This window comes from Bacteroidales bacterium (genome assembly GCA_012519055.1).
Lineage (GTDB): Bacteria > Bacteroidota > Bacteroidia > Bacteroidales > Salinivirgaceae > JAAYQU01.
Genome location: JAAYQU010000023.1, coordinates 103,606 through 122,747, shown reverse-complemented (window position 1 = coordinate 122,747; position 19,142 = coordinate 103,606). Strand labels below are relative to the sequence as shown.

Genomic DNA, 19,142 nt, shown 5'->3' with positions numbered 1-19,142 from the left:
TAATATTATTTCAAAAATTATTAATTAAATGTTTTACTAAATAGTTGTCATATTTTGTTTTATTAGCGAATTTTTAATTTCTTTAATAATTTAATAAATGAAACGAATGATGTTAGCTTAAGTTTGGCGCGTAAAGGTGTGAATATAAGGCACATGGATTCCAGGCGGTCATATACTGATAAATCGTGAACGTATGAAAATTTTATTATTAGTTGTAGGTAAAACTTCAGAAAAATGGCTTCAAGAGGGTATTAATAATTATAAAACTCGTGTCAACAACTATGTTCAGTTCGAAATAGAGATAATACCAGATTATAAGAATAGGGGAAAAATAGATATTGAAAGTTTAAAAGAAATCGAAGGAGATAAAATCTTAGCATCTGTTAATGAAAAAGATGTTGTTATCCTTCTTGATGAAAAAGGTAAAGAGTTCAGTTCTGTTGAATTTGCAACATGGATAGATCGTAATTATTATATTACCTCTAAAAAATTAGTTTTTGTTGTTGGTGGGGCATACGGTTTTAGTAATTCGGTTTATGATAGGGCTAATCATATAATTAGGCTATCTTCAATGACATTTTCACATCAAATGGTGCGGTTGTTTTTTGTAGAGCAACTTTACAGAGCGTTTACAATTATAAAAAAAGAGCCATATCATCATGAATAGTTTTGATAAATTTTAACTACTATTGTATAATGGTAATTTTAGCACAGCTTTTGAGGTAACCATTATTTAATAGATATTCAACACTTTTGTATTCCTGCTTTTCCATACGGATTTATGAAAAAGAGTAAAATAAAAAGATCGCTTATTTTAACAGTTTTGTTTACAACTATTTCAGTAGCTGTAGGAAAATTAGGGTGTTATTATTCAAAGTCTCCTATTGACAAGGAACATATAGAGTCGGTAATACATGCAAAGCAGTTAAAGGCATTAGAGTATCTGACTATCGCTAAGGAAGTAGCTTTAGGAAATGATTTTGAATATCTGCCAAAAGATTTTCTTGACATACAGGAGCAATATTCAAATCAAAATCAAATCTGTCTGGCTGTATATAAAAACTGGTATCTGAAACATTGGCCAATTCAGAAAATTGTTTTACCAGAGGTATTCGATCCAGACTTGTTTTCTCAAACGGTTATTTTACTTGGTCACAATTACTATTTATGCTTGCATTCAAGGGTTGATAATATTGATATTGTTGTTTTAAGCTTTATTAAAACGCAATATAAGCATAAAAACGAATATTTGAACGATGAGTTTGCAAATGATTTTAACCTGTCGGACAATGTTCTTTTAACTACTAATTTTCTTTCAGGGACACGTATATACGATAGTGATAAAAATTATCTGTTTTCTTTAGAAGGCGAGACTGACGTAAAATGGTCACGCTTTTTAATTTGGACTTCTATATTACTTTTTTTGTTTGCTACAGTCTGTTTTTTCCAATTTATTGTAAATATCATTGATTTAATAGCTATCAAAAAAGATTTGTTCTGGGCAGTTATTATGTCAATTATAATTTCAATAATAGCGCGATTAATACTGTATTATATCAACGTTCCGGGATTTGTGTTTGAGGGAGATTTGTTTAGTCCTGAGTTGTTTTCATCAGGATTGTTGTTCTTCACTTTGGGAGACAGTTTAATAGATGCTTTGTGGATTTTCTTTACTACTATAGCTGTGTATTTGCACGTTGTAAAACAAGAGAAAAAGGGGTTGAGAATTGAGATTAAAAGACAGTTACTGGTATTAAGTGGTATTGTAATCTCTTTATTAGCAGTTTTTATAGCGCGTTATGTTACAGCTGCTGTAAAAGATTCAAATATAGAGTTAGAGCTTTATAAAATATTAAATATCAACGGTTTTACTTTTATTGCGTTACTGGTTCTACTTATTGCGGTATCCTCTTATCTCCTAATTTCTTATCTTTCTCTAAAGTTATTACATCCCCATTATAAATTAAAACAGATAGCAATATCACATTTTATATCTCTTGTGTTTGTTGCAGGCTTTTTATTTTATCTTCTCGACATATCGGTTTTAGAGATAATTTTCTTTTTGTTTTTAACATTAGTTTCGTACGTTTTTTATTTTCTAAAAAGATATCATCACTTTTTTGTCGTAGTAATAGTAGTATCATTGTCTTTATATTTTGTGTTTAAAACCCATGATAGCTATGAAAAAAAATGGTTTGATTCAAATAGGGTTACTGCATTACGATTGACCTCGTCAGATGATTTGGATACAGAGTTCCAACTACACGAGATAAGTGCACAAATTAGCAAGGATACGACATTACAAAATATAGTATCGAACAGTAGTGGTGATTTTACCAGAACGTCTAACTATATCAACAATCATTATTTTAGTGAGATTAGTAGGTTGTACAATGTTAGAGTTTTTTGTTTTTTACCCCATGATAGTGTTTTTGTTGATACCAGTTCGGTTCAATGGCAGCCATGGCGACAGCACTATGAAAACAGGGCTCACAAATCTGGATTACTTGTCCCGAACAGTGATTATTATCGTTTGTATCGCAGCACAGGTTCTACTCGTTATATTGGTTTTCATCTTATTCACAGCTTATTACCACAAAGTTTGACAGTTGTTGTTGAGCTTGATGATAAATTGTATAGGTTAAAACATGGTCTTCACTCATTAATTTTTCACGATAGGTTTGATTATAAAACAGACAATCACGATTTTTCATATGCCATATATTATGATGATAGATTAATTTCAAAAGTAGGCACTTTTGATTACAGAACACGTATTGATCGTCAGGTAGATAGTACAGAAGACGTTTTTACAGAGAAAAATTCCGATGGCTACAAACAATTGTTTTATCGTATTGATAAAAATCAGACAATGGTTATTTGTGAGCCAAAAGTGAATGTCTACGATTTAATAATATGGTTTTCGTACGTGTTTATAATATATTACGTTATTGTCTTGATTGTATCAATAATTTTTAATTTACCCCTTATAAAGACTTTGCTTGCTCCTACAATGAGAAACCGTATTCAAAATACTATGGCTTGGGCATTGTTAGTTTCAATTTTTGTAGTAGGAGTTGCCAGTATTCATTTCACTTTTCAGATAACACAACATAAATATATAGAGGCAACTAACGAAAAAATTACATCTATTTCTAAAGAGATGAATGGACAATTTGCAATGGTTAAAGATCTGAATTACTGTGACGATGATTACATCGAATTTTTAATGGACAAATATTCAGAAGTTTTTAACACAGACGTCTCTTTGTATAATATTTCGGGCAATTTAACAGCCTCTTCATTGAAAGATTTATACGATGAAAACATAATTGGTTCGAAGATGAACTATGAAGCTTTTCGTTCTTTTTCTGACGATAATCTTAGCAAATTGATTTTACACGAAAATATCGGTAAGTTAAAATATTATAGTGCATATATTCCATTGATTAATTCACAAGGCACTGTTCTTGGATATGTTAATCTGCCCTTTATTGGGCAAGATAATGCCAGGACAAAAGATAGGGCTTCTATGATAGTGGCTCTTACAAACATCTATGTTATACTTATACTCTTAAGTATTTTGTTAACTGTTTTTGTCAGTAAAAAAGTTACAAGACCTTTATTGATAGTTAAGCAAAAGCTACAGGATTTTGATATTAAGAAACAGAACACTCCAATTGAATATGAAGGAGCTGACGAAATTGGCGATTTGATCAAAGAGTATAACTTAATGGTTTCTGAATTGTCAAAAAGCACTAAACTACTTGCTCAGACGGAACGAGAGAGTGCATGGCAAAGTATGGCAAGACAGGTTGCACACGAGATAAAAAATCCGTTAACCCCTATGAAACTGAATGTTCAACTACTTCAACGAGCGTGGGACGACAGGGCTTACGACTTTGATAGTCGTCTTAACAAAGTGTGCAAAATATTGGTAGAACAGATTGATGCATTGTCGAATATCGCAACCGAGTTTTCAACATTCGCAAAAATGCCCAAGGGACAATATGAGAATATTGATATTTATGAGGCTGCTCTTTCATGCGTGGCTTTGTTTGAAGAGACTAAGAATGTTAAAATAACAGTTGAAGCTGAAAAGAAAACAGACTTAATAGTCGTTGCCGATGGCGATCAAATTATAAGGGTATTTACAAACCTTATTAAAAATGCTATTCAGGCTATACCCGAAGAACGTTTGGGTCTTATAAATATTAAGATGAAAACCCAAGATGAAAATGTTTTAATTAGTGTATTCGATAACGGTACAGGTATTCCTGCAGATATGCAGAAACGAATGTTTCAACCCAATTTTACAACAAAATCGAGTGGTATGGGTCTTGGTTTAGCAATGGTTAAAAATATTATCGTAAGTATCGGTGGCACTATTTGGTACGAAACGCAGGAGAATGAGGGAACTACGTTTTTTATTCAGTTACCGCTGGCAATTAGGTTGTAGAGACGGAGCATGCTCCGTCTCTACGTTAAAAAACGTTTAACGAAACATTTTAATGGTTTTATTTAGTGATTCAATAAAATAATCAATTTCCGCTATGGTATTGTAAACGGCAAACGATGCTCGAATGGTTCCTGTAATGCCTATTCTGTCGAAAAGCGGTTGTGCACAATGGTGTCCTGTACGGGTGGCAATTCCATATTTATCGAGGATTATGCCTATATCAAACGGGTGTGTCCCGTCAACAAGAAAAGAGATTATTCCGGTTTTTTCTTTTGCTGTGCCATATATTGTTATTCCCTCGATAGCTGAGAGTTTTTCAGTAGCATGGTTTAACAAAGTTTGTTCTGCCTCTGAAATGGTGTTTATACCAATTTCATTTATAAACTCAACGGCTTTTCCTAAACCTATTTGACCAATATAGTTTGGAGTGCCTGCTTCGAATTTAAATGGCAGTTCGTTAAATGTTGTATGTGTGTTGTAAACTCTCCCTATCATTTCTCCACCAAAGCGATATGGGGGAATATCTTCTAACCATTTTTCTTTGCCGTAAAGGACTCCAATTCCTGTAGGTCCATACATTTTGTGTCCTGAAAAAGCGTAGAAATCGACATCTAATTCCCTGACATCTAACTTAATATGGTGTATTGCCTGCGCTCCATCGACAAATACCGGAATATTCATTTTATGAGCAATGTCAATAATCTCCTTAATTGGATTAATTGTCCCTAAAGCATTGCTAACATGGTTTACCGCAACAATTTTTGTTTTGTCAGATAGCTTTGATTTAAAATCTTCTATGTTGATACGTCCGTCCGGAAGCATATCAAAAACTACGAATTTTGCATTGTGATATTTAGCTGCCTGTTGCCATGGGACAAAGTTGCTGTGGTGCTCGACTTGCGAAACAAGAACCTCGTCTCCACCCTTCAAATATTTACGGCAGAACGTGTCGGCAATTATATTTACTGAGTCGGTGGTGCCTTGTGTGAAAATTACCTCTTTCTCGGAGTTTGCTCCAATAAAATCGGCTACTGTTTTTCTTGCTTGTTCGCAAGCATCTGTGCAGTAGTTGCTTAGATAATGAACGCCCCTGTGAACATTTGAGTTCCACATGGTGTAAAACTCGTTCATTGTATCTATAACGCTTTGCGGTTTTTGCGTAGTTGCCGCATTATCAAAATATACAAGAGGTTTGTTGTAAATTTTTTGATTTAAAATAGGGAACTTCGATCTTATATTCTCAATATCCATTTTATTAAAATTTAACTGCACTTGATTGCACAATTTGCACATCGTGACAACTCTCCGCGTAATCTGCGATATATCATACCTTCTATTTTTGCTGCAAGCGGTTCTATTTTTATTTTCGATATAATTTCGTTTGCGAAAGCGTACATCATCAGCATTCGTGCCTCTTTTTTGTCTATGCCACGCGATTGCATGTAAAATATTGCATTTTGGTCTAACTGTCCGGTTGTTGCGCCGTGTGAGCATTTAACATCGTCGGCATATATTTCTAACTGTGGACGTGAATGGACTTTGGCATTCGGTGTTAACAATATATTCTTATTTGATTGGTATGCTTCTGTTTTTTGAGCCCCTTTGTTTACATATATTTTTCCTGTGAATGCGCCAGTGCCCTCGTCATCGTAAATACCTTTGTAGAGTTGGTTGCTTGTGCAGTAAGGCGCAATATGGTCGATACATGTGTGATTATCAACATGTTGCTTTCTGTCGGTAAGGTTTATTGCTGAAATATTGCAGTTTGCTTCCTTTTCTAACAACTTAACTCTCAGTTCGTTTCTTATCAAGCCGCCGTGTAGTGTAACTATATTTGAATGGAAATTGCTACTACGATTTTGATTGACATATATTGATGAGACCTGTGTTGTATCGTTGTGTGAGTTTTGCACATTGTAAAACTCAAGCTCCGAGTTCTCTTCCAAAAATACCTCTGTAAGTTGATTAATAAAAAATGGTGTTGCCGAAAGAGTGTGGTCGCAGTAGGCTATTTGTGCAAAACTGTTTTTTCCGGCGATAATCAGGTTGTGCTGATTTATAAAAAACGATTCGTTTCCGAATGCTGCGTTAACTATCTGTATAGGTTTTTCGATACGTGCATTCTCCTTGATATAGAGAAAAAAGCCGTCTGTAGCCAAAGCTGCATTGAGGTTTGTCATTCTCTGTCCGTGTGACGCTGCTTTAAACAGGTGTTTTTCAGCTAATTGTGGATATTGTTCTGACATTTTTGCAAGGCTTCCAACAATAACTCCGTCTGGGAAATCTGTTCCCGTATCGAAATATTGACCATTAAAGGCAATAGCCAAGTGTGTATCAAAGTCTGGAACATCGCAAGTGAATATGGTTTCGATATCTATTTTTCTGTGCAAACCTTTTGGTTTTAGCTCCCAGTTTGTTGAAAAAGCAGTGGATAAGTCGGTATATAGCCAGTTCTCGTCCGATTTATCGGGTAGTCCTAACTCTTTAAAGTGCTTTAACCCCTCGTTTCTGAACTTATCAAGCTGTGATGGTTTCTCGTTGGTAATTTCAGAAACAGTTTTAGTTATTGCATCTATATATTTTTGTTTAAGTTCCATAATCTAATTTTCTCTGGACAGATTATTTTAACCAATCATAACCCTTTTCTTCTAACTCTAAAGCAAGCTCTTTGGTGCCTGTTTTAATAATTCGTCCTTGATAGAGAACGTGTACAAAATCGGGGACAATATAGTCTAACAGCCTCTGATAGTGTGTGATAACAATTGTTGCGTTATCTTTAGTTCTTAATTTATTAACGCCGTTTGCCACAGTGCGAAGAGCATCAATATCAAGCCCTGAGTCGGTTTCGTCCAAAATAGCAAGTGTAGGTTCCAACATTGCCATTTGAAATATTTCGTTTTTCTTTTTCTCGCCACCTGAGAAGCCTTCATTTACTGAGCGATTTGTTAATTGGCTGTCAATTCCAACCAACTCCTTTTTGTCGCGCATTAGCCTTAAAAAATCGGAAGCGGAAATCGGGTCTAAACCTTTATATTTCCTATGCTCGTTAACAACGGTTTTCATGAAGTTTACCATGCTAACTCCAGGGATTTCAACAGGATACTGAAAGCTAAGGAAAATTCCCTCGCGGCTTCTTATTTCGGGAGCCATCTCTAACAGGTTTTTGCTTTTATATCTGATTTCACCTTGTGTTACCTGAAAACGGTCGTTACCGGTTAATACTGCTGATAGTGTGCTTTTGCCTGAGCCGTTTGGACCCATTATTGCATGAACTTCGCCAGCTTTGACTGATAGGTTTATTCCTTTCAATATCTCTTTTCCATCGATACTAGCGTGTAGATCCTTTATTTGGAGCATAATATTATCTGTTTTATATTTATCAATTATTAAATTATCCGACACTTCCCTCTAAGCTTATTTGTAATAGTTTTTGCGCCTCTACTGCAAACTCCATTGGCAGTTTATTTAATACTTCGCGTGCATATCCGTTGACTATCAGTCCTATGGCTACCTCGGTGTCAATGCCACGTTGGTTACAATAAAAGAGCTGGTCTTCGCCAATCTTTGATGTCGTTGCCTCATGCTCAACTATTGATGTATCGTTCTGAATATCAATATATGGGAAAGTGTGTGCGCCACATTTGTCTCCGAGTAGTAGCGAGTCGCATTGGCTGAAATTTCGGGAATTGTCGGCTTTTTTGGAGACTTTTACTAATCCTCGGTAACTGTTTTGGCTCTTCCCTGCCGAAATTCCTTTTGAAACTATTGTGCTTTTGGTGTTTCGCCCAAGGTGAATCATTTTTGTTCCTGTGTCGGCTTGTTGAAAATTGTTTGTTACAGCAACTGAGTAAAACTCGCCTACGCTGTTGTCGCCTTTTAAAATGCAACTGGGATATTTCCAAGTTATTGCCGAGCCTGTTTCCACTTGCGTCCACGATATTTTCGATGATTCGCCACGACATATACCACGTTTTGTAACGAAATTGTAAATACCACCTACTCCGTTTTTATCACCCGGATACCAATTCTGAACGGTGGAGTATTTAACCGAAGCTCTTTCCTCAGCAAATATCTCTACTATTGCGGCGTGTAGCTGGTTTTCGTCTCGCATAGGAGCGGTGCAACCCTCAAGATAGCTAACGTATGAGTCGTCGTCGGCAATAATCAGTGTGCGCTCGAACTGACCTGTGTTTATGGCGTTTATTCTAAAATAGGTGCTTAGCTCCATTGGACAGCGAACCCCTTTTGGAATATAGACAAACGAGCCGTCGCTAAATACCGCCGAATTGAGTGCTGCAAAGTAGTTGTCGTGCGGAGGAACAACTTTTCCCAAATATTTTTTAACCAAATCGGGATGCTGCTGAACAGCTTCGCTAAATGAACAGAAGATAATCCCCTTTTCGGCAAGAGTTGTTTTAAATGTGGTTTTTACCGATATGCTGTCCATTACGGCGTCAACAGCTACTCCTGCAAATATTTTCTGCTCTTCAAGTGGAATCCCTAATTTATTGAAAGTCTCTATAAGAACAGGGTCAACTTCGTCTAACGATTCATATTTTGCTTGTTGTTTTGGTGCAGCATAGTATATAATATCTTGAAAATCAATCTCCGGGATATCTAAATGTGCCCAATCGGGACATTTCATAGTTAAAAATTTATGATAGGCTTTTAGGCGAAACTCCAACATCCATTCGGGTTCGTTCTTAATCTTTGATATTTGTCGAACAGTCTCTTCTGAAAGTCCTTTTGGAATTGTTTTAGTCTCAATTTCAGTGGTAAAGCCGTATTTATATTCCGATTGTGTTAGGTTGTCTATTATTTTGTCGTTATCGGTAACCATTATTCTGTTTTTTGCTATTCTTTTTCTTTAACAACTATTTTGTTGTATTGTTCAGAGGGTGTTTTGGAATAGCGATTAGTTGATATGTATTTTAATAGTGAGTGCAAAGCTAATTAAAAAAAAGATAGAATGGCATGCCACTCTATCTTTATATTGTTTTTTGGAGGGAATAACGTGTTCGTGTAGTGTGAGTACTTAGATGAGTTGGCAAAAAAAACAATTAGTACTTTATAATTTTTTGAAAATATGTTTTATTAGTTTTTGTATCTATTGCCACTATAGCATATATTCCTGTTGGCAAATCTTTTATATCCAACTCATAATTAATTCCACCCTGTATATTTGCTGTATGTACAAGAGTCCCTGTTATAGTTTGAACAGTAATTGTACCTGTAAATCCATTGACAAAACTTAGTGTCACTTTATCAGTAGCAGGGTTAGGGTAAACAACAAATTTTTCTGTTTCCCTAATTTCCGGTTCAAGTCCTACGAAACCGTCAGGGTCTGTTTTTACAAGAAACATATACCAACGAACATTTTCAGGATCATTGCAATTGAGACAGCCTGAGGTAAAAAAGACTACACCTCCATCGTCGGCTTCGGCAACACTTTTGTATGCCAGCTCGCGAGAGATGGTGTGAGGGGCATAACCTCTCCGCCAAACCATATTGCCGTCTCTATCAGCTTTTACTAACCAAACTGTATGAAAGAAAAGATTTGATATCTCACCAGCCAATATAAAGCCACCATCGCTTGATGATGTAGTTGCCTTAAATACAATTGCATCTACCCCTGTCATCAGGTAATCAGTATACTCGTGTGCCCAAAGCGAATCCATATTATCGTCGTATCTGATAAGGTATTTGGGACTCTCGTTAATATTTGCCCAGTAGTTGCCTGGTATTCGATAATATCCAAACTCTTTGTGTGGGAATATCATTGAGTAAGAGGAGTGTTTTTTTTCTTGAATAGGATTAAAGTCATAATCACTAAAAAAATTTCTTGGTTTACCGTTACCTTGTGGTTGAGGAGGATAACTTATAAACAGTTGATTTCCATTTACATTTTCGGTTGAAAAGTCCATACCCCCCCCTATACAACATCTGTGTAAGGTATCTATCTTTACTAATTCCCCCCCCCATCAACAATTAGAGGATATGAATAATAATTAGTAGAATCTTCGTACATAACTCTAAAATAGTATCCATATCGTTCAGGTGTTCCAAAACTAAAAGCTTTGTAACTCGAAAAAAAATTCGCTGTTGGCCACATTGAGTGATCTGGCACATAATGAAAATGTTTGTTTCCATCGCTATACATCTTAAAAAGTTCACCTTCTCCCGTAACCATAAAGCCTCCGTCTTGTGTTTTTATAAAGTCTCTGGGGAATCTGGGAGCATCGGGGTGTTCTCTGTACCAAAGCAGTTCTCCGGTTTTGGAGTATTTATAAAAGGTGAATACCCAAGTTTCAGAGTCGGGAGATAAGCCACTTCTAGCATATAGAATATAGCCATCTTCAACCTCTAACATATATCTTACTCTTCCGTAATGTGGTAGTTGTACTACCCAAAAGTCGCCTTTGGTTTGAGGTGTGTCTGTTTGGGAGTTAGTAGAAAATTGGCTAAAGAGGTCTGTGCATGTTAGTAACAAACATGTTGTTAGTAGTGAAAGTATATGTAGATTTTTCATTTCTGATTTTTTAGTGGTTTTGAAATACTATAAATAGCATTACGTTTGCAATGTTATGTTTTATTTTTTTTAATAAAGTTACTTTTTGGTGAAGAAGCTGTAATTTTTTCATAATTTAATAATTTTATCTATCAATGAATGATTGTTATTTAAATATACCGTAAGGAAATAAACACCTTTGCTTAAGAAATTCAAGTTAAGTGTATTGTCACTTGGAAAATCTTCATGTAGTAGTATTTTCCCATCAATACTGCTTATTGTTACTTTAGTTGGCTTTTCATATTGTGGTAGCTGTATTGAAATCCAATCTTTAAAAGGATTAGGATATACATTCAACTTATTATTAAAGTGCTCTTTTTGAGGAATACCTATTATTGAATCACCATTGTTTGTTGTGTAAATATAGTTTTCAGCTGCTATCCAACCCTTTTTGGTAGAGACCATACAAATATCTAAAAATGGACTTAGATAATGGTAGCTATCCGTAGCAGGATTGTATCCATCGTAAGAATAGTTATAAAATTGCAGAAACCAAATTGAACCCCCATCTTTTGTTACAAAAACATAACTTTCAATTCCTTCTATATTATCAAAATCATCATATATTGTACGGTTACAAATAATCCACCCTAAAGTGTCATTAATAAACTGAATATCTCTCAATTTTTCCCTTACTTCATATTTGTAATCCGGAAAAGGGAGTTTTTTTTCATTCCATGTATATCCCCCATCAACAGTTTGACTTAAAAAAATACTGTCTGAAGGCGAAAGTCTCCCAAGTGCCCAGCCATTTTGTTCATTTACAAAATAAATTTTATCAATATAACAGCCCTCTGGCCAACTAAAAATACTATCCCATTCACTTCCTCCATTATCTGTTTTCCATACACTGCGTTTACTATCTCCTTGGGCTGAAACTTTAGCCCAACCTGTATTGCTATTTAGAAAATGAACGGACACATGTGTTGGTGTAATAGAATCACTAACAACTTGTACGGTCCAATTCTCGCCGCAATCATCAGTATGAAGTATTTCTCCCCCATAAACTTGAGCCCATCCATTGTATTCATCTACAAACTGTAAATTATATATAAGTTTATTTGTAGGAGTCTGAATATCACGCCATGTTTGCCCACCATTAACGGTTTTTCTAATAATACCATCCCAGGTTGACAAAAAGCCAATATCTTGGCTGACAAAGAAAACATCAATGCCACTGGTGGCACCTGGTAGCAGATACCAGTTTTTTCCTCCGTTAGTTGTATATAAACACTCATAAGCTCCTTCTATTAATCCCCCTGTTGTCCAACCGTGTGTTTCATTTACAAAGTGAATTCTACCAGCACCAGCATACATGTTTAAGTTTAACTGTAGTTCCCATTGTGCGTTTGCGTGTCCTATTGTGAAAAATAGGAGAAGTAGTAATGTGTGTAGTTTTGTTTTCATAGTATTTTGAGTTTATTTAATTATGTCCAGTTGCCATTACAGTGTATTGAAAAAATCAACTGTAATTGACAGCGATGTTATACCAATTGTAAATACCGATGTTGCAGATACATAGTCCAAGCAAACGGTAGTGAAGTTTGGATTATAGTAGATGTTCAATCGGTATAAACAACAAAACTGACAAAAAACCAAAAGTTTTCTGTTAAACTAATTTCCCCATTAAAACCAAGCTAATGACAACGTTATATTGTCATTATATCTTTCTCTTTTTGAACTAAAAGTGCGTCAATTTTTTCTATAAACTTGTCTGTAATCTCTTGGACTTCAGTTTCGGCACTTTTGGCAATATCTTCCGACAATCCCTCTTTTTGTAGTTTTTTTATCTCTTCGTTGGTGTCACGGCGAGTATTACGAATACTTATGCGTGCAGTTTCCCCTTCGTTTTTTACTTGTTTAACAAGGTCGCGGCGGCGTTCTTCAGTTAATGGAGGAACATTTATTATTACAACTTCGCCATTGTTTGTGGGGTTAAAGCCCAAATTGGCTGTTAAAATTGCCTTGTCAATCACTGCAACCATGTTTCTTTCAAAGGGTTGAACTCTTATTGTTCTAGCATCGGGTGTATTTATTGTTGATATTCTATTTAGCGGAGTAGGAGTTCCATAATAGTCAATCAACACTCCGTCTAAGATTGCGGGATTAGCACGTCCTGCACGTATTTTTGCCAAATTTCTATCAAGGTGATCAATTGTAGCATTCATGCGCTCTTTGGCATCTTCGAGATATAGTTCTAATTCTTCGTTCATAATTATTCTGTTTTTAGGTCAAACTCAGATTTTTCAAAAGTGCGTTAAAATTATAAAAAAACAGAGGATTTGACTAATAATATTGTGTTATTTTAGATTTATTGCTTTTTATAGCGTGTGGTTAAGTAGGGTTCCTGAGTCAATTAGTTTTTTGAAATGTCTGTTTCCCAAAACAGTTTCAACTATTTCTAAATGTTGGATTCTGTGACAATCAGTGCCTACGAAACTGCACAGGTTTTTGTCAATAAACATGTAGGACATTTTTTGAATATCGGGCCCATAGTATCCAGATATGCTGTTAAGGTTTACCTGAAACAGTATGCCTCTGCTGTGTAGCTCCTCGTAAAACCCGAAGTTGTTGAACCAATAAGCATATCTTTCGGGATGAGCTAAAACAGGTTTATATTGCTCTAACTGAAGTTCAAACAATATTTCAGGCAATTTGTCCGGTGGATTAAAAAACGAAACTTCAACAAGAATATAGTTTTTTCCAAAGGTTAGAAAAGGGAATTTGTTTTTTATGTTTTGAACAAACTCAAAATCAATATAGTATTCAGCTGCGACTTCTATTGTCAGGGGAATATTGTTTTTTGCAGCTGCTCTTTTTAAAATATTTAATCCCGCATTTATTGTTGAATTGTCATTCCGAAAATAGTCGCTGTTCACATGCGGAGTAGTTATAACTTTGTTAAATCCTAAATCAGCAAGTTTTTGCAGCATCACTATACTCTCTTCAAGAGAGGTTGAACCATCGTCGATACCAGATATTAGGTGTGAATGAAGGTCCACACCCAATACGCTAAAATCTTGGTAGCTTTTGTTTTTAGTGTTACTGCGAAACAGCATTTTGTTTTATCTAAGATGATATTGTTTTTTATAATATTCTTGATATTCGCCCGAAATAATTGCGTTTAGCCACTCTTCGTTTGCTAAATACCAATCGACAGTTTTTTCCAATCCTTTTTCAAAATCGACTGATGGCGCCCAACCCAACTCATTCATAATTTTCGAGGAGTCTATTGCATACCGCAAATCGTGTCCGGCTCGGTCTTTAACAAACGTAATGAGCTTTTTGCTTGTACCTTCGGGGCGTCCAAGTTTTTTATCCATAATAGAGCATAGCAGATGAATTAGATCAATATTTTTCCACTCATTTTCACCACCAATATTGTAGGTTTCACCGATTCTGCCTTTATGGAAAATTAAATCAATAGCCACTGCGTGATCTTCGACATATAGCCAGTCGCGCACGTTTTCGCCTTTCCCATATATAGGCACTGAACGATTTTGTTTGATATTGTTAATTGCAAGAGGAATAAGCTTTTCAGGGAATTGATTTGCACCGTAATTGTTTGAACAGTTGCTTATTACTATTGGCAATCCATAAGTATCGTGATATGCTCTTACCAAGTGGTCTGACGAGGCTTTCGATGCCGAATAGGGGCTGTGTGGATCATAGGGTGTTGTTTCAACAAATTTGCCAGTATTGCCGAGAGCTCCGTAAACTTCATCTGTTGATACATGGTAGAACAGTTTGTTTTCGTAGTTTTCTCGCCACTCTTCGCGTGCAGCATTTAAAAGAACTACGGTACCTACAATATTTGTCATAATAAATGACATGGGATTTGCAATTGAACGGTCAACATGCGATTCGGCAGCAAGGTGTATTACACCGTCAAAATGGTATTTTTTGAAAAGTTTTGTAACAAAATCACTATCACAAATATCACCTTTTTCAAAAGTATAATTACTTGATTTTTCAATATCCTTAAGGTTTTCGAGATTTCCAGCGTAGGTTAAATTGTCGAGATTTACGATGGAATAATTCGGGTAATTCTTAACAAATCGGCGAACTACATGCGAGCCTATAAAGCCCGCTCCTCCAGTAATTAGAATGTTTTTTTTCATTCGTTTTATTTTTCTATCTAAAATTAATTGACTTTTTTAAAAGCGGTTAAAATTACAAAATAAATAGTAATTAGCAATTAGCAATGAACAATTAGCAATGAGCAATTAGCAACTAGTTGAATATAAGGATATTGTAGGGACATCATATTACGGCGTCTCTCATAAAGTTGAAAGTAATTATAAATTCCTAAAAATCAATAGTGGTTGATTTTTAAATATTTAGAATGGTTCTATTATGATTATTTTTACGTTCTTTTGTCTCTTTCGTTAATTTAATTTGCCTACAAAACACATCAAACTTTTTTAAACCATAAAAAATAGTGAAATTTGTAACTCTATTTTAAGTAGTGTGAACATATAAATACATAATAATGAGTAAAATTGCTGTATTTCCGGGATCATTCGATCCGATAACTTTGGGACACGAATCGGTTGTACTCAGAGCTGTTGCGCTGTTTGATAAAATAATAGTCGCAATTGGACACAATTCGGATAAAACCGGTTTTTTTACTGTTGATGAGCGGGTTGAGATGGTAAAAAAAACGTTTGAGAATGTTAAGAAGGTCGAGGTGGCTGTATATGAGGGTTTAACAGTTAAGTTTTGTAAAGATGTTAATGCCAAATATATTCTAAGAGGGTTAAGAACAAGTTCAGATTTTGAATTTGAACAAGGAATTGCCCAAATGAACAAAAAAATGTATCCCGAACTTGAAACTGTCTTTATTTTGTCGGTACCCGAACTAATGCCTGTAAGCTCTACCATTGTACGCGATATTTATCGCAATAACGGGGATATTTCTATTTTTGTCCCTGAGACAGTTGTACCAATAATTAGTAATAAGCGGAAACAAAAAAATTATTAACGCCGTAATTTTAATAAATTCTGAAAACAATTAATTATATATCAGTGTTTAACAGGGTATCGCTAACATATTTTTTTCTGTTTTTATCAGTAGTTTTGTACAGTCAAACGAAACCGACTATTGTGCGAGGTTGTCATAAATCGTTTGCTAATCAAAAAGTTACAATCACAACTGAAGATGATTTTATTACTGAGACTCCCAAGGTACTCTGTTCGGTTGTTGCCGATACAAATGGGTGTTTTTCGGCAAAACTTGATTTAACAGAAATTGCTGAATTGAAAATAGCATTTGGGAAGTTTATAGGATTACTATACGCCGAACCTGAGCGTGACTACGATCTGCTTTTGCCCGAATTTGAATCCAAAACAATTGTTGATAGTTTAAATCCATATTTCGAGCCTATAGGCTTTTACTTCAAAATAAAAAACCCGGTTTTGCCTGAGTTGACCGATGTTATAGCCAATTTTGACAATATCTTCAATCAGTTTCTAAATCAATATTTTTTGCATATCTCGTTGAACAGATATTACAACACTCAAATAGATACTTTGCCAGCTTTTATTGATTCTTTGTTTAGCGATGTCACGCATCAATATTTTATTGATTATAAGAACTATAGCATAGCTAGCTTATACGCTCTTACGTTGATAAAAAATCATCATACAACCATAAAAGACTATTTCTCACACAGGCAGATACTATACAATAATCCTGCATACACAGATTTGTTTAATGAGCTTTTTAAGGATTATTTGCCTTATTATGCCGATACTCGGCAGGGTAAGAGATTGGTTGCCGATATTGCTAAAGCAAAAAGCTACTCGTTTGCAATGGAAACACTTGGTAACAATCCGTTACTGACGGATTCAACTTTTCGCGAATTAGTTTTGATAAAAAGTATACACGACGCTCTATCAATGGAACAGCTTCCCGTTTCAAGTTGTTTTCAAACTCTCGACTCGATTAAAATTTACACTAAAAGTGATATTCATAAAGGTATAATTGATAACATCAAGCAAAAAACAATGAATTTGGCTATTGGAACTAAAATTCCACAATTTGAATTGGTTGATGTTGATGGGAATGCAGTAAAAACCAGAGACTTACAAGGCAAGTATGTTTATCTGAATTTTATAAACGTAAAAAGTTTTACAGCGGACGAAGAGCTTAAAGCACTTAAATTTTTATATAAGAAATATCAGGATAAGCTTAGAATTGTTACTGTGGCAACAGGGGCGGGAAATATGCCTTTGATATCAAAAATTTTTCGCGACAACAACTACGAGTGGCTGCTTTTAGATGGCACTAATGATGATGAAATTTTGGATAAATATAAAGTGGTTGCCTCTCCAACTTGTTATCTTATTTCCCCGGAATTGAGGTTTATACTCTCACCATCGCCTGCACCGAATAATCATTTTGAGTTCTATTTTGTTAAAGAGCTACGCGAAGATAGGATACGAAAACTTAGGCAAGAGGGTAGTCAGCCATCTTCAACCAGAGAGTACGACTTAAAATAAACGCTTAAATTTCAATCTCCTTAACGCTTAAAATTATTAGATTTGCAGATATTAATGAAGCTAAATTATTAATGCATGTTGGTAAAAACGTATGGCTCATCGGTTTACGGTATAAAGGCTACAAAAATTACGGTTGAAGTAAATGTCGTAACCGGCTTCGGACTTTTTCTTGTTGGCTTACCAGACAACGCTGTAAAAGAGTCGCAACATCGTATTGAGAGTGCTCTTATGGCTTATCGACATAAAGTACCCGGCAAAAAAATTGTAGTAAACATGGCTCCAGCCGATATTCGAAAAGAGGGTTCGGCTTACGATTTGACACTTGCTGTGGGTATTTTGGCAGCAGATGAACAGGTGAGTTCCGAAAAACTCTCAAAATATCTTATAATGGGCGAGCTATCTTTAGACGGAAGTTTACAGCCAATTAAAGGAATTTTACCAATTGCAATAAATGCTGTTGAGGAGGGATTTGAAGGGATAATAATTCCCGCACAAAATGCAAGGGAAGCTGCCGTAGTAGGCGATTTGAAAGTTTACGGTCTTGAAAATATCGGTCAGGTTATTGATTTTTTAAACGGAAAATCAAATTTTGAGCCTACGTTTGTTGACATTAACAAGGAGTTCGAGGCTGCAACATTCGAAAACGAATTAGATTTTTCTGATGTAAAAGGTCAGGAAAAAGTAAAACGAGCGTTAGAAGTGGCTGCCGCAGGCGGTCATAACGTTATTATGATTGGACCACCCGGAGCAGGAAAAACCATGATGGCAAAACGTGTAGCAGGAATTTTGCCTCCGCTGACACTTCAAGAAGCATTGGAGACCACAAAAATTCACTCAATAGCAGGGAAAATTAGCCAAGACACATCGTTAATAACTCACAGACCTTTTCGTTCTCCGCACCATACCATATCTGACGTTGCATTGGTGGGAGGGGGAACATTCCCTCAGCCCGGGGAGATTTCGTTAGCGCACAACGGTGTTCTGTTTTTAGACGAGCTTCCCGAATTTAGACGAGTTGTATTAGAGGTTCTAAGGCAGCCATTGGAGGATAGGAAAATTACCATAAGTCGCGCAAAATTTTCGATTGAATATCCAGCAAGTTGTATGCTGGTTTCAAGTATGAACCCATGCCCTTGCGGATATCACAATCACCCTGAAAAACAGTGTGTTTGTCCTCCAGGTATGGTAAAAAAATATCTGAACCGTATTTCAGGTCCACTGCTTGATCGTATTGACCTACATATTGAAATTGTGCCTGTCCCCATTAGCGACTTGGCTGTGACAACTCCTTCAGAATCAAGTGCAAGCATAAGAGAAAGAGTTGTAAAAGCACGTCAAATACAATCTGAAAGATTTAAAAAAGACAAAATATATTGTAATGCACAAATGAATTCCAAGCAGTTGTCTAAATACGTTAAGCTGAATGAAGCAGGGCAATTGATGTTAAGCAATGCAGTAGAAAAACTGGGATTGTCAGCACGTGCTTACGATAGGATTAAGAAAGTTGCACGGACAATTGCCGACTTGGAGGGTTCTGACGCAATTATGAACCACCATATTGCGGAAGCAATACAATATCGAACGCTTGACAGGGAAAGTTGGGCTGGGTAA

General features: G+C 35.7%; 15 protein-coding genes. 5 read left to right on the top strand and 10 right to left on the bottom strand.

All coding sequences use genetic code 11. From position 1 onward, the window contains the following. The first annotated feature begins 193 nt into the window (after window positions 1-193). A complete protein-coding gene (gene rlmH / locus GX311_04965; GenBank protein NLK15730.1) occupies window positions 194-667 on the top strand; it encodes a 23S rRNA (pseudouridine(1915)-N(3))-methyltransferase RlmH in 474 nt (157 codons plus the stop codon). 114 nt (window positions 668-781) lie between these two features. Next, window positions 782-4,459 (top strand): HAMP domain-containing histidine kinase, encoded by a 3,678-nt coding sequence (locus tag GX311_04960; GenBank protein NLK15729.1) that lies wholly within the window; start codon window positions 782-784, stop codon window positions 4,457-4,459. Window positions 4,460-4,495: 36 nt separating this feature from the next. On the opposite strand, the gene GX311_04955 is transcribed toward GX311_04960, so the two are convergent. From GX311_04955 to rfbB, 10 genes are all read right to left on the bottom strand, one after another. Next, on the bottom strand, window positions 4,496-5,710 hold the full coding sequence (locus GX311_04955; GenBank protein ID NLK15728.1) for a cysteine desulfurase: 1,215 nt from the start codon (window positions 5,708-5,710) through the stop codon (window positions 4,496-4,498). 11 nt (window positions 5,711-5,721) lie between these two features. Continuing rightward, complete coding sequence (gene sufD / locus GX311_04950; protein ID NLK15727.1) at window positions 5,722-7,056, bottom strand: Fe-S cluster assembly protein SufD; 1,335 nt, start codon at window positions 7,054-7,056, stop codon at window positions 5,722-5,724. 22 nt (window positions 7,057-7,078) lie between these two features. Then, window positions 7,079-7,816, bottom strand: coding sequence for a Fe-S cluster assembly ATPase SufC (sufC, locus tag GX311_04945; protein ID NLK15726.1), 738 nt, complete (start codon window positions 7,814-7,816; stop codon window positions 7,079-7,081). 34 nt (window positions 7,817-7,850) lie between these two features. Continuing rightward, window positions 7,851-9,299 carry a Fe-S cluster assembly protein SufB gene (sufB, locus tag GX311_04940; protein ID NLK15725.1) on the bottom strand — a complete coding sequence of 483 codons (1,449 nt, stop codon included), beginning with the start codon at window positions 9,297-9,299 and terminating at the stop codon, window positions 7,851-7,853. A gap of 220 nt (window positions 9,300-9,519) precedes the next feature. Next, on the bottom strand, window positions 9,520-10,383 hold the full coding sequence (locus GX311_04935) for a T9SS type A sorting domain-containing protein (protein ID NLK15724.1): 864 nt from the start codon (window positions 10,381-10,383) through the stop codon (window positions 9,520-9,522). A 41-nt stretch (window positions 10,384-10,424) separates the two neighbouring features. After that, on the bottom strand, window positions 10,425-10,988 hold the full coding sequence (locus GX311_04930; protein NLK15723.1) for a hypothetical protein: 564 nt from the start codon (window positions 10,986-10,988) through the stop codon (window positions 10,425-10,427). A gap of 108 nt (window positions 10,989-11,096) precedes the next feature. After that, window positions 11,097-12,434 (bottom strand): T9SS type A sorting domain-containing protein, encoded by a 1,338-nt coding sequence (locus GX311_04925; GenBank protein ID NLK15722.1) that lies wholly within the window; start codon window positions 12,432-12,434, stop codon window positions 11,097-11,099. Window positions 12,435-12,676: 242 nt separating this feature from the next. Continuing rightward, entirely contained in the window at window positions 12,677-13,240 is a 564-nt protein-coding gene (gene frr / locus GX311_04920; protein NLK15721.1) for a ribosome recycling factor, read from the bottom strand. Window positions 13,241-13,348: 108 nt separating this feature from the next. Further along, complete coding sequence (locus GX311_04915) at window positions 13,349-14,086, bottom strand: capsular biosynthesis protein (GenBank protein NLK15720.1); 738 nt, start codon at window positions 14,084-14,086, stop codon at window positions 13,349-13,351. Between the two features lie 6 nt (window positions 14,087-14,092). Continuing rightward, the gene (gene rfbB, locus GX311_04910; protein NLK15719.1) at window positions 14,093-15,148 is read right to left on the bottom strand and encodes a dTDP-glucose 4,6-dehydratase; all 1,056 of its coding nucleotides are present in this window, start codon (window positions 15,146-15,148) and stop codon (window positions 14,093-14,095) included. A 371-nt stretch (window positions 15,149-15,519) separates the two neighbouring features. On the opposite strand from rfbB, the gene coaD reads away from it, so the two are divergent. From coaD to GX311_04895, 3 genes are all read left to right on the top strand, one after another. Beyond that, window positions 15,520-16,011, top strand: coding sequence for a pantetheine-phosphate adenylyltransferase (gene coaD / locus GX311_04905; protein ID NLK15718.1), 492 nt, complete (start codon window positions 15,520-15,522; stop codon window positions 16,009-16,011). Window positions 16,012-16,133: 122 nt separating this feature from the next. After that, a complete protein-coding gene (locus GX311_04900; GenBank protein ID NLK15717.1) occupies window positions 16,134-17,531 on the top strand; it encodes a TlpA family protein disulfide reductase in 1,398 nt (465 codons plus the stop codon). Between the two features lie 75 nt (window positions 17,532-17,606). Beyond that, window positions 17,607-19,142: a YifB family Mg chelatase-like AAA ATPase gene (locus GX311_04895; protein NLK15716.1), complete on the top strand. Its 1,536-nt coding sequence runs from the start codon at window positions 17,607-17,609 to the stop codon at window positions 19,140-19,142.